This is a genomic window from Neorhizobium sp. T25_27, from assembly GCF_002968565.1.
GTDB classification, from domain to species: Bacteria; Pseudomonadota; Alphaproteobacteria; order Rhizobiales; family Rhizobiaceae; genus Neorhizobium; species Neorhizobium tomejilense.
This window is the reverse complement of the sequence record NZ_PVBJ01000006.1, coordinates 1-11,943: the sequence shown is the minus strand read 5'-3', so window position 1 is coordinate 11,943 and position 11,943 is coordinate 1. Positions and strand designations below refer to the sequence as shown.

General features: G+C 62.6%; 9 protein-coding genes. 8 read left to right on the top strand and 1 reads right to left on the bottom strand.

The window, feature by feature from the left end; genetic code table 11:
- Window positions 1–18 precede the first annotated feature (18 nt).
- From C5J24_RS17710 to C5J24_RS17675, 8 genes are all read left to right on the top strand, one after another.
- Window positions 19–1,611 carry a DHA2 family efflux MFS transporter permease subunit gene (locus C5J24_RS17710; protein ID WP_105419690.1) on the top strand — a complete coding sequence of 531 codons (1,593 nt, stop codon included), beginning with the start codon at window positions 19–21 and terminating at the stop codon, window positions 1,609–1,611.
- A gap of 144 nt (window positions 1,612–1,755) precedes the next feature.
- The gene (locus C5J24_RS17705; protein ID WP_105419688.1) at window positions 1,756–2,796 is read left to right on the top strand and encodes a LacI family DNA-binding transcriptional regulator; all 1,041 of its coding nucleotides are present in this window, start codon (window positions 1,756–1,758) and stop codon (window positions 2,794–2,796) included.
- A gap of 25 nt (window positions 2,797–2,821) precedes the next feature.
- Window positions 2,822–4,276, top strand: a complete 1,455-nt coding sequence (gene xylB / locus C5J24_RS17700) for a xylulokinase (RefSeq protein WP_105419686.1) — start codon at window positions 2,822–2,824, stop codon at window positions 4,274–4,276.
- A gap of 170 nt (window positions 4,277–4,446) precedes the next feature.
- Window positions 4,447–5,757, top strand: a complete 1,311-nt coding sequence (gene xylA, locus C5J24_RS17695; RefSeq protein ID WP_105419684.1) for a xylose isomerase — start codon at window positions 4,447–4,449, stop codon at window positions 5,755–5,757.
- Window positions 5,758–6,028: 271 nt separating this feature from the next.
- Window positions 6,029–7,552 (top strand): sugar ABC transporter ATP-binding protein, encoded by a 1,524-nt coding sequence (locus tag C5J24_RS17690; RefSeq protein WP_105419682.1) that lies wholly within the window; start codon window positions 6,029–6,031, stop codon window positions 7,550–7,552.
- Window positions 7,552–8,553 carry an ABC transporter permease gene (locus C5J24_RS17685; RefSeq protein ID WP_105419680.1) on the top strand — a complete coding sequence of 334 codons (1,002 nt, stop codon included), beginning with the start codon at window positions 7,552–7,554 and terminating at the stop codon, window positions 8,551–8,553. Before C5J24_RS17690 ends, C5J24_RS17685 begins: the two co-directional genes overlap by 1 nt.
- A gap of 112 nt (window positions 8,554–8,665) precedes the next feature.
- Window positions 8,666–9,616, top strand: a complete 951-nt coding sequence (locus C5J24_RS17680) for a substrate-binding domain-containing protein (RefSeq protein WP_046668310.1) — start codon at window positions 8,666–8,668, stop codon at window positions 9,614–9,616.
- 139 nt (window positions 9,617–9,755) lie between these two features.
- Window positions 9,756–10,808 carry a sugar phosphate isomerase/epimerase gene (locus C5J24_RS17675; protein ID WP_105419678.1) on the top strand — a complete coding sequence of 351 codons (1,053 nt, stop codon included), beginning with the start codon at window positions 9,756–9,758 and terminating at the stop codon, window positions 10,806–10,808.
- A gap of 238 nt (window positions 10,809–11,046) precedes the next feature.
- Here C5J24_RS17675 and C5J24_RS17670 read toward each other — a convergent pair whose 3' ends face one another.
- Entirely contained in the window at window positions 11,047–11,679 is a 633-nt protein-coding gene (locus tag C5J24_RS17670) for a CatB-related O-acetyltransferase (protein ID WP_105419676.1), read from the bottom strand.
- Window positions 11,680–11,943 lie beyond the last annotated feature (264 nt).

Genomic DNA, 11,943 nt, shown 5'->3' with positions numbered 1-11,943 from the left:
GAACCAAGGAGAGCGGCCATGGCAGGAGCAACGGCCACGGCGGGTCCGCCCCCTATGGCGATGCCGGCCGACCAGCCGATGGACAGACGCAAGCTCATTGCCTTCTTCGCAATGGTCTTCGGCATGTTCATGTCGATCCTCGATATCCAGATCGTCTCGGCGTCGCTCGCGGAAATCCAGGCCGGCCTTTCCGCCGGCTCGGATGAAATCGCCTGGGTGCAGACCTCCTACCTGATCGCCGAAGTGATCATGATCCCGCTGTCGGGCACGCTTGCCCGCATCATGTCGACGCGCATCCTGTTTTCCATGTGCGCGGCGGGTTTCACGCTGGCCAGCATCCTTTGCGCCACTGCTACGAATATCGACGAGATGATCGTCTATCGCGCCATCCAGGGCTTCATCGGCGGCGGCATGATCCCGTCCGTCTTCGCGGCGGCCTTCACCATCTTCCCGCCGTCGAAGCGCAGCATCGTGTCGCCGATCATCGGCCTCGTTGCGACGCTTGCCCCGACGATCGGCCCGACGGTCGGCGGTTACCTTTCCAATTCCTTCTCCTGGCACTGGCTGTTCCTGGTCAACGTCATCCCCGGTATCATCGTCACCGTCGTCACCTTCACGCTGATCGACTTCGACAAGCCGCAGCTTAAGCTGATGAAGAAGTTCGACTGGTGGGGGCTCGCCTCCATGGCGGTCTTCCTCGGCGCGCTGGAATACGTTCTGGAAGAAGGCAACAACAAGGACTGGTTCAGCGACGAAAAGATCGTCATAGGCACAGTCTTCATCGTCATCGGCGCCGTGGTGTTCTTCTGGCGTGCCTTCAAGGTCGAATTCCCAATCGTCGATCTCAGGGCATTCGGCAACGCCAATTTCGCCTTCGGTTCGCTGTTCTCCTTCATCATGGGCGTCGGGCTTTATGGGCTCACCTATCTCTATCCGCTCTATCTCGGTCGCGTCCGTCACTACGATTCGCTGATGATCGGGGAGACGATGTTCGTTTCGGGCATCGCCATGTTCGTCTCGGCGCCGCTCGTCGGACGGCTGTCGAACAATGTCGACCTGCGCATCCTGATGGCCGTCGGTTTCGGCTCGTTTGCGGCTGGTACCTGGCTGATGACCGGTATCACCGCCGATTGGGATTTCTACGAACTGCTGCTGCCGCAGATCCTGCGCGGGTTCGGGATGATGATGTGCATGGTGCCGATCAGCAATATTGCGCTCGGGACGCTCGCGCCGCAGCGCATCCAGGGCGCGTCCGGCCTTTTCAACCTGACCCGCAACCTCGGCGGTGCGGTCGGCCTTGCCGTCATAAATACGGCGCTGACGCAGCGTTCAGACGAGCATTACGCCCGGCTTTCCGAGCACGTCAACTACGGCAATCCGGCAGCGCTGAACTGGCTGGACAGCGTCGGCGCCAACTACAATTCCTTCGGCCTCGACGGCAGCGCCGTCGCGCTCCAGAGGCTCTCCGGCATCATCACCCAGCAGGCGCTGCTGCTTTCCTTCATGGATGTCTTCTTCATCCTGACGGGGCTGTTCGGCAGCCTGATCTTCTTCGTCTTACTGATCGCCAAGCCAGCCCGCCCCGCGGGCGCCGGTGGCGGCGGGCATTGATTGCAGCATTCCACCGCCGGGAGAGGGGCCGCCACGCGAGTGACGGCCTTTTTCTTTGGGTGTTCGAGCTTGCGTGAAACACGTACCTCAAATTTTGATTTACGTACCTCAGAATTTCCGCTAACACGGTTGGCGGAGGAATTCATGAAGCCCACAGTCCACGACATCGCGAAGATCGCCGGCGTCAGCCTTGCGACTGTCGACCGGGTTCTCAACGGCCGGCCGGGCGTGCGTTCCGTCACCCGCGGCAAGGTCGAGGATGCGATCATTTCGCTCGGGTACGTGCGCGATCTCGCCGCCGCCAATCTTGCGAAAAGCCGGACCTATTCCTTCGTCTTCATTTTGCCGGCCAACGACAACTCCTTCATGATCGGTCTCACCGAGGAAGTCCGCGGCGCCGTTGCCCGCTCCAGCTCGGAGCGCACCGACATCCGCATCGTCGACGTGCCGCCCTTCGATCCGGGCGCGCTGGTCGCATCGCTCGAGGCGGTCCTTGCCGAAAAGCCGGCCGGGGTCGCCTTCGTCGCCATCGACGCGCCGGAAGTCCGTGCGGCCGCCCGACGCCTCAGCGAGGCCGGCATCCCGACGGTGACGCTCGTGTCGGACCTGCCGGAGTCCTCCCGCGATCATTATGCGGGCATCGACAATATCGCCGCCGGGCGCACCGCCGGCAGCCTGATGGGACGGTTCCTCAGCGGCCCGCTCATGGATGAACGGGGGGCGACCGTTGCGGTGCTTGCCGGCTCCATGCTGGTGCGCGACCATCGCGAGCGGCTCGAAGGGTTTTCGACCGTCATCGCGCACGCCTATCCGAACGTCCATATCCTGCCCGTCCTCGAAGGCCGCGACGATCCGGCGCTCTCCGAGACGATGGTCGCGGAGGCGCTGCGCCGCAATGCGGACATTGCCGGCATCTACAGTCTCGGTGCCGGCAACCGCGGCCTCATCCGCGCACTGCAGACGGCGCACGGCCCCCGCCGGCCTCTCGTCATCGCCCACGAACTCACCGCCTCGACCCGCGCAGCACTTTCAAACGGTGTCATCGACGCGGTTCTGAACCAGGATGCGGGCCACGAAGTCAGAAGCGCGATCCGCGTGCTGAAGGCCAAGGCGGACGGCCTGCCGGTGCTCGCCGCCCAGGAACGCATCCGTATCGACATATTCTTGAAAGACAATCTGCCCTGAAGGGCGGAGCATTAGGAGAAACACCATGTATCTCGGTCTCGATCTCGGCACCTCAGGCGTCAAGGCGATGCTGATCGACGGCGATCAGAAGATCATCGGTTCGGCGAGCGGTTCGCTCGACGTCTCGCGTCCGCATTCCGGCTGGTCGGAGCAGGATCCTGCCCACTGGATCCGCGCCACCGAAGAAGCGGTCGCCGGCCTCAAGGCAAAATTCCCGAAGGAGCTGGCGGCGGTGAAGGGCATCGGCCTTTCCGGCCAGATGCACGGCGCGACGCTGCTGGATAGCGAAGACAAGGTGCTGCGCCCCTGCATTCTCTGGAACGATACCCGTTCGCATCAGGAAGCCGCGGCCCTCGATGCCAACCCGATCTTCCGCAAACTCACCGGCAATATCGTCTTCCCCGGCTTCACTGCTCCGAAGCTCGTCTGGGTCGCCAAAAACGAACCCGAGATTTTCGCGAAGGTCGCCAAGGTTCTGCTGCCGAAAGATTACCTGCGCCTCTGGCTGACTGGCGAGCACATCTCCGAAATGTCGGATTCGGCCGGCACATCCTGGCTCGATACCGGCGCCCGCAAGTGGTCGTCCGAACTGCTTTCCGCCACGGGCCTTACCGAAAGCCAGATGCCGTCGCTGGTCGAAGGTACCGAGCAGGCAGGCAAGCTGCGTGGCGAGCTCTCCTACAAATGGGGCATGGGCGAGGGCGTCGTGATTGCCGGCGGGGCAGGGGACAATGCGGCGTCGGCCTGCGGCATGGGCACGGTGGCGGAAGGCCAGGCCTTCGTATCGCTCGGCACGTCCGGCGTGCTGTTTGCCGCCAACGCGTCCTATCTGCCGAAGCCGGAAAGTGCGGTGCATGCCTTCTGCCACGCACTGCCGAAAACCTGGCACCAGATGGGCGTCATCCTGTCGGCGACGGACGCGCTCAACTGGCATTCGCTCATCACCGGCAAGACCGCCGCCGAGCTCACCCAGGAACTCGGCGATGCGCTGAAGGCTCCCTCCAGCGTCACCTTCCTGCCCTATCTCTCCGGCGAGCGCACGCCGCATAACGATGCGGCCATCCGCGGCGCCTTCATCGGCCTCGAACACGAAAGCAGCCGGTCGGTGCTGACCCAGGCGGTGCTGGAAGGGGTGACCTTCGCGATCAGAGACAATCTCGAAGCCCTGAAATCCGCAGGCACCTCGATTTCCCGCGTTACCGCCATCGGCGGCGGTTCGCGCTCGCGCTACTGGCTGCAGTCGATCGCCACGTCTCTCGACGTGCCGGTGGACATTCCGGCCGACGGCGATTTCGGAGCTGCCTTCGGCGCCGCACGCCTCGGCCTCATCGCCGCCACCGGCGCCGACCCGCTTTCCGTCTGCTCGGCACCGAAGACGGACGAGACCATCGAGCCGGTCTCGGGGCTGTCGGAGGCATACGACACCGCATACGCCCGCTACCGGGCGCTCTATCCGGCGATCAGGTCGCTGGCGCATTGAATATGAGGCGCCCCCTCATCCGCCTGCCGGCACCTTCTCCCCGAGGGGAGAAGAGGTTCGCGGCGGTGCCTCAGTTCCCTTCTCCCCTCGGGGAGAAGGTGGCCCGAAGGGTCGGATGAGGGGGTAACCCACCCGCCAAACAACAATTCGAACCCAAGGAGAAACACACCATGAGCACAGGCTTTTTCGGAGACATCCAGAAGATCAAATACGAAGGCCCGGACAGCACCAATCCGCTCGCCTTCCGCCACTACAATCCGGACGAGATCGTTGCCGGCAAGCGCATGGAGGATCACCTTCGCTTTGCCGTCGCCTACTGGCACACCTTCACCTGGCCGGGCGGTGACCCCTTCGGCGGCCAGACCTTCCAGCGCCCGTGGTTCTCGGACACGATGGAAGCGGCGAAGATGAAGGCCGATGTCGCCTTCGAATTCTTCCAGCTGCTCGGTTCGCCCTTTTACTGCTTCCACGATGCCGACGTGCGTCCGGAAGGCAATAACTTCGCCGAGAACACGAAGAACCTCAACGAGATCGTCGATTATTTCGAGAAGAAGCAGGCCGAAACCGGCGTCAAGCTTCTCTGGGGCACGGCGAACCTCTTCTCCAACCGCCGCTACATGTCGGGTGCTGCCACCAATCCGGATCCGGACGTCTTTGCGTTTGCCGCAGCGACTGTAAAGACCTGCCTCGACGCCACCAAGCGCCTCGGCGGTTCCAACTACGTGCTCTGGGGCGGCCGCGAAGGTTACGAAACGCTGCTGAACACGGACCTGTCGCGCGAGCTCGACCAGATGGGCCGCTTCCTCAATCTGGTGGTCGAATACAAGTACAAGATCGGCTTTAAAGGCACGATCCTGATCGAGCCGAAGCCGCAGGAGCCGACCAAGCATCAGTACGACTACGACGTCGCGACCGTCTACGCGTTCCTGCAGAAGCATGGGCTGGACAAGGAAGTGAAGGTCAATATCGAGCAGGGTCATGCGATCCTTGCCGGGCATTCCTTCGAACACGAGATCGCCGTGGCCAACGCCTTCGGCATTTTCGGTTCGATCGACATGAACCGCAACGACATGCAGTCCGGCTGGGATACCGACCAGTTCCCGAACAACGTGCCGGAAATGGCGCTCGCCTATTACCATGTGCTCGCCGGCGGTGGCTTCCAGAACGGCGGCACCAATTTCGACGCGAAGCTACGCCGCCAGTCGCTCGACCCTGAGGACCTGCTGATCGGCCATATCGGCGGCATGGACTGCTGCGCTCGCGGCATCAAGGCAGCGGCGAAGATGCTCGACGATGGTGCGCTGAAGGCGCCGCTCGATGCCCGCTACGAGAAGTGGGATAGCCCCGAATACCAGAAAATGCTGCGCGGCGAATACAAGCTCGACGACATCGCCTCCTGGGTCGAGAAGCAGGACATCAACCCGGAACCGAAGTCCGGCCGCCAGGAATACCTGGAAAACGTCGTTAATCGTTACGTTTGATGGCGGAGGCGGGTGAGGCGAACGCCTCACCCTCACCAAGCTTGCGCCAGACGAGCTGGCGCCGCTGTCGCCAACCGCAAGATGATTTGCACGAAGCTTCCTACACGTTCCCGCTTGGTTTACGGCAAATCTGCTTTACGTACCTCAGAATCTGCGCTAGCGTTCTCATGGGAGGAGCTTGGGTGCAGATTATCATATACAGGCGTGCTGTCGGTAACGCAGCGGTTCGCTGTCGGGCCGTGCGTTGCCCTATGGTCATGGGTGCTGCGCGATGAGTTCTGTGGAGGCGAGCCCCGCCGTGACGCTCTTCGAAGCGACCGGCCTTTCCAAGACATTCGGCATCGTCGAGGTCCTCAAGGACATCAATCTCAACGTGCGGGCCGGCGAGGTTCACGCGATCATCGGCGAGAACGGCGCCGGCAAGTCCACCTTGATGAAGATCATTGCCGGTAATCAGCCGCCGACCCGCGGCGAGATGAGGATTGACGGCGAGGCCGTCACCTTTTCCGGCCCGGTCGATGCGGAACATCGCGGCATCGTTCTGGTGCACCAGGAAATCCTGCTGGCGCCGGATCTGACCGTCGCCCAAAACATCTATCTCGGCCGCGAGCTGCACAAGGGCGTCTTTATCGACGACCGCGCCATGAACGAGGGCGCCGCAAAAGCGGTCCGCGGGCTCGGCAGCGACATCGACCCGAACACGATCGTCAGCCGCCTGTCGATCGCCCAGCGCCAGCTGGTGCAGATCGCCCGCGTGCTGCTTGTGCCGCACCGGATCGTCATCTTCGACGAGCCGACCGCGTCGCTGACGCCGCACGAGACCGATGCGCTGCTGAAGGTCATCCGGCAGATCCGCGCCAAGGGCGTCGGCGTCCTCTACATTTCCCACCGCCTGCCGGAGGTGAAGGAGATTGCCGACCGGGTGACGGTGTTGCGCGACGGAAAGCTCGTCGCCAGCCATGACGTCAGCGAGTTGCAGCCCGCCGACATGGCGCGGCTGATGGTCGGTCGCGACGTCGCAAAACTCTATCCGGACCGCCACGCGGCCGAGGCGCGCGAGACGGTGCTCGAAGTCGAGCATCTCAACGTTCCCGGATATGCGCAGGATGCCTCGTTCCAGCTGAAAAAGGGCGAGATCCTCGGTTTTGCCGGCCTCGTCGGTGCCGGCCGCACCGAGCTGATGGAGGGCATGGTCGGCCTTCGCACCAGCCGTGGCACCGTCCGCCATCTCGGCAAGCCGGTCAATTTCAGGGACGTGCATGCGAGCCTCAAGGCCGGCATCGTCTATCTGTCCGAAGACCGCAAGGGCAAGGGCCTGCTGCTCACCAAGGACCTGATCGTCAACCTGACGCTCGCCTCGCTCGGCAAGTTCATCGGCGCACTGCAGATCGACCGCAAGCGCGAAAGCGACGCGCTGGACAAGGCGATCCGCGATTTCGACATTCGAACCGGCCGCAAGGACATCCTCGCCGGCCAGCTTTCCGGCGGCAATCAGCAGAAACTGCTGCTCGCCAAGATGATGCTGCTCGATCCGTCGATCGTCATCATCGACGAGCCGACGCGCGGCATCGATATCGGCAACAAGGAACAGATCTACAAATTTATCGCCAAACTGGCAGAGGAGGGGCGTTCGATCATCGTCGTCTCTTCCGAAATGCCGGAACTGATCGGTATCTGCGACCGCATCCTCGTCATGCGCTCCGGCCGGATCGTCGGCGAAGTGACGGGGGACCATATGAACGAAAACGAAATCGTCGTGCTGGCGACAGGCGTCAATAAAGAGGAGGCCGCGTGATGGCGAATGTCGCTACCGAACCGGCCAAGGCACCGAAGACCTCCAAGGACTGGGACATGGCGGCGATCGCGCCGTTCATCGCGCTCGCCCTTCTCCTGGTGCTCGGCTACTTCGCCAACCCGAACTTCATGACCTCCGCCAATCTTCTGAACGTGGTGACGCGCAGTTCCTTCATCGCCGTCATCGCTCTCGGCGCGACCTATGTGATCACTTCGGGCGGGCTCGATCTTTCGGTCGGCGCCATGCTCGCCTTCGTCGCCAGCCTGATGATCCTGTTCCTGAACTCGGGAACGGTCGCCGACCCGGCGCTGGCACTGGTTGCCGGGATGGCGCTGGCGATTGCGATCGGCGCCGTCTGCGGGCTCGCAAACGGCCTGATCACCACGGTCGGCCGGATCGAACCGTTCATCGCCACGCTCGGCACGATGGGCATCTATCGCGGCCTCACCACCTGGCTCAGCCAGGGCGGTGCCATCACCGTGCGCGATCGCGATATTCTGGCGCTCTACCGGCCGGTCTATTCCGGCTCGTTCGTCGGCGTGCCGATCCCGATCATCGTCATCTTCGTCACCGCCGCCATCGCCGCCTTCGTGCTTTACCGCACCCGTTACGGCCGGCATGTCACCGCGGTCGGCTCGAATGAGGACGTCGCGCGTTATTCCGGCATTTCGATCAACCGGGTGCGCACCGTCACCTATGTGATCCAGGGGCTCTGCGTCGCTGTCGCCGTGCTGCTCTACGTGCCGCGCCTCGGCTCGACGTCCGCCACGACCGGCAGCTTCTGGGAACTGCAGGCGATTACCGCCGTCGTCGTCGGCGGCACCGCGCTCCGCGGTGGGGTCGGCCGCATCTGGGGCACGATCTGCGGCGCCTTCATTCTGGAAATCGTCGGCAACATCATGCTGTTGTCCAACTTCGTCAGCGAATACCTGATCGGCGCCATTCAGGGAGCGATCATCATCATCGCCATGCTGGTCCAGAGGTCGCTGATGCGGAGGTAGGCCGCTGAAGCGGATTAGCCCGCAGAAGCGGGCCAACGAGAACTGACCGAGCTGATGGGTCGCGCCCGGTCCTGAAATATTAAAGACCCTGATATTGTGGGAGAGAGAAACAATGCGCAGACAAATTTTGGGACTGGCCGTGGCGTCGCTGGCGCTTCTCGCCGGCACCGCCTTCGCACAGGACAAGAAGGTGACGATCGGCGTTTCCATTCCGGCCGCCGACCATGGCTGGACTGCCGGCGTCGTGTTCCATGCCGAACGCGTCGCCAAGCTCCTGATGAAGGAGCATCCAGGCCTCAACGTCATCGTCAAGACCTCGCCGGACGCGGCAAGCCAGGCGAACGCCGTGCAGGATCTCGCGGTCCAGGGTCTCGACGCGCTGGTCATCCTGCCGTCCGATCCGGATCCGCTCGTCAACGCCATCCAGCAAGTCAAGGACAAGGGTACGTTCGTCGCGCTCGTCGACCGCGCGCCCTCCGTCAACGACAGCACCATCCGTGACCTCTACGTTGCCGGCAACAACCCGGCGCTCGGCCAGGTCGCCGGCGAATACATCAAGAAGACCACGCCGGACGCCCAGGTCGTCGTCATCCGCGGCCTGCCGATCCCGATCGACCAGCAGCGCCAGGACGGTTTCGACAAGGGCATTGCCGGTTCCAAGGTGAAGGTGCTCGATCGCCAGTTCGGCAACTGGAGCCGCGACGACGCGTTCAAGGTCATGCAGGACTTCCTGACAAAGCACCCGAAGATCGACGTGGTCTGGTGCCAGGACGACGACATGGCCGTCGGCGTTCTCGAAGCCATCGCTCAGTCCAAGCGCACGGACATCAAGTATGTGGTCGGCGGCGCGGGCTCCAAGGACATGGTGAAGAAGGTCATGGACGGCGACAAGATGATCCCGGTCGACGTGCTCTATCCGCCGGCAATGGTGGCTACCGCCATGGAACTCACCGCCGGCAATTTCTACGACAAGGTCCCGGTCAGCGGCACCTACATCCTCGATGCCACGCTGGTGACGAAGGACAATGCCAAGAACTTCTACTTCCCGGATTCGCCGTTCTGATAACGGCTTCCTGACGAAGATCGGCGGCGCCTGCTCGAGTGGGCGCCGCTCCTCCCAACCCCGATTCCTGTGAGCAGCACAGGAATCGGGGATTGAGGCTGCCATTTGCAGGCCATCCAATTTCGGAAGAGGAAACATCATGAAGACGATCAAGGGCCCGGCCATCTTTCTTGGCCAGTTCGCGGGCGATGCGGCACCGTTCAATAGCTGGGACGGGATCACCAAATGGGCGGCGGACAAGGGTTATGTCGGCGTACAGGTACCAACCTGGGCCGGCCAGCTCATCGACCTCAAAAAGGCTGCCTCCTCCAAGGATTATTGCGACGAATTTGCCGGCGTGGCGCGGGCGAACGGCGTCGAGGTGACGGAGCTTTCCACCCATCTCCAGGGCCAGCTCGTCGCTGTGCATCCGGCCTATGACGAGGGGTTCGACGGGTTTGCTGCGCCAGAAGTGCGCGGTAATCCGAAGGCACGCCAGGCCTGGGCCGTCGAGCAGGTGAAAATGGCGCTGACGGCGTCGAAACATCTCGGCATCAAGGCGCATGCGACCTTTTCCGGCGCGCTCGCCTGGCCCTATATGTATCCTTGGCCGCAACGCCCGGCCGGCCTGGTCGAGACTGCCTTCGACGAGCTCGCCAAGCGCTGGACGCCGATCCTCGACCATGCCGATTCCTGCGGCGTCGACGTGTGTTACGAGATCCATCCCGGCGAAGACCTGCATGACGGCGTCACTTTCGAGATGTTCCTGGAGCGGGTGAAGAACCATCCGCGCGCCAACATGCTCTACGACCCGTCGCATTACGTGCTGCAATGCCTCGATTATCTCGACAATATCGACATCTATAAGGACCGGATCAAGATGTTCCACGTCAAGGACGCGGAATTCAACCCGACCGGCCGGCAGGGTGTTTATGGCGGTTACCAGGGCTGGGTCGGCCGCGCCGGCCGCTTCCGCTCGCCCGGCGACGGCCAGGTCGATTTCGGTTCGATCTTCTCCAAAATGGCCGCCAACGATTTCGACGGCTGGGCCGTGGTCGAATGGGAATGCGCGCTGAAAAACTCCGAGGACGGAGCCCGCGAAGGCGCCGAATTCGTGAAGGCCCACATTATCCGCGTCACCGGAAAGGCGTTCGACGATTTTGCCAGCGGCGGCACGGACGAGGCGGCGAACCGGCGGATGCTGGGGCTTTAACAACCGAGCAAGAACACCCCTCTGCCCTGCCGGGCATCTCCCCCACAAGGAGGGAGATCGGATGGAGCACCGCCGAGCCCCAATAAAATGGATGAGGCAAAGCGTCCGCGGTCAATCTCCCCCTTGTGGGGAGATGTCACGGAGTGACAGAGGAGGCGCTCCGATCTCAGTTCCTGGAGAAATTCATGACAATCGAACACAGGCAGGAACAGGCTGCTGAGGCCACGTCATGATGTCGTCAAGCCCTTTTCAGAGCCGCAAGATCGCCGCTTTCGAGCGCGGGCAGATTGGCCTCGATCTTGTCGATTGGCCAGTCCCACCAGGCAAGCGCGAGAAGCTCGGCAATGATCTCCTCGGGAAAACGCATACGTATGAGGCCGGCCGGATTTCCGCCGACGACGGCATAGGGCGGCACGTCGCGCGCAACGACCGACGCGGCTGCGACGATCGCGCCGGGGCCGATAGTCACGCCCGGCATGATCGCGGCATTGTGGCCGATCCAGACATCGTGGCCAATGATCGTGTCCTTCACCGGCAGATCCTTGTAGCCGAACGTCTCCGGCTTGAAGATGCGGAACGGGTAGGCGGTAAAACCCGTCATCGGGTGGTTGGCGGAGCTAGTGATGAAATAGCTGCCCCTGGCGATCTGTACGAACTTGCCGATCACCAGCCGCTCTCGGCTGCCGCGGAAAAGGTAGGGCGCCAGGATGCCGGCCGTTTCTTCAGGTCCTCCGGAATGGGTGTAATAGCTGAAATCGCCGATCTCCATCCGCGGATGATCGATGACGTTCTTCAGGTAAACGGTATCGCGGTAAAGCCGGCCGTCGGGAAGGGTGATGGGATGCGTGGCTGTCGCGTCGAGAAGGGGCATGACCGGACCTTTTCCATGGATTTGCAAGAGGCGCGCCCATCGTCTGAAGGGCGGCTGTTTGAAATACGCGGAGCCTCAGCGGAGGCGGGTCTGGGTGTTCACGGTCGGGGCATCCTTTTGTCTCGCGGCGGAAATCTAGCTTGATCGCGGGGCGAAATCCACCACAGGGTTTGCAGAAATCGAATAAGGGAGAAACATCATGGCAATCGAAGGCAAGGACGAACAGGCGCGGGAGCCGCGCATCCGGCTCGGCATGGTCGGTGG

What these genes read in the sequence shown, in the direction of transcription:
- C5J24_RS17710 (WP_105419690.1), top strand. Translation starts at nt 19, where the DNA reads ATGGCAGGAGCAACGGCCACGGCGGGTCCGCCCCCTATGGCGATGCCG.
- C5J24_RS17675 (WP_105419678.1), top strand. Translation starts at nt 9,756, where the DNA reads ATGAAGACGATCAAGGGCCCGGCCATCTTTCTTGGCCAGTTCGCGGGC.
- C5J24_RS17680 (WP_046668310.1), top strand. Translation starts at nt 8,666, where the DNA reads ATGCGCAGACAAATTTTGGGACTGGCCGTGGCGTCGCTGGCGCTTCTC.
- C5J24_RS17705 (WP_105419688.1), top strand. Translation starts at nt 1,756, where the DNA reads ATGAAGCCCACAGTCCACGACATCGCGAAGATCGCCGGCGTCAGCCTT.
- C5J24_RS17690 (WP_105419682.1), top strand. Translation starts at nt 6,029, where the DNA reads ATGAGTTCTGTGGAGGCGAGCCCCGCCGTGACGCTCTTCGAAGCGACC.
- C5J24_RS17670 (WP_105419676.1), bottom strand. Translation starts at nt 11,679, where the DNA reads ATGCCCCTTCTCGACGCGACAGCCACGCATCCCATCACCCTTCCCGAC.
- xylA (WP_105419684.1), top strand. Translation starts at nt 4,447, where the DNA reads ATGAGCACAGGCTTTTTCGGAGACATCCAGAAGATCAAATACGAAGGC.
- xylB (WP_105419686.1), top strand. Translation starts at nt 2,822, where the DNA reads ATGTATCTCGGTCTCGATCTCGGCACCTCAGGCGTCAAGGCGATGCTG.
- C5J24_RS17685 (WP_105419680.1), top strand. Translation starts at nt 7,552, where the DNA reads ATGGCGAATGTCGCTACCGAACCGGCCAAGGCACCGAAGACCTCCAAG.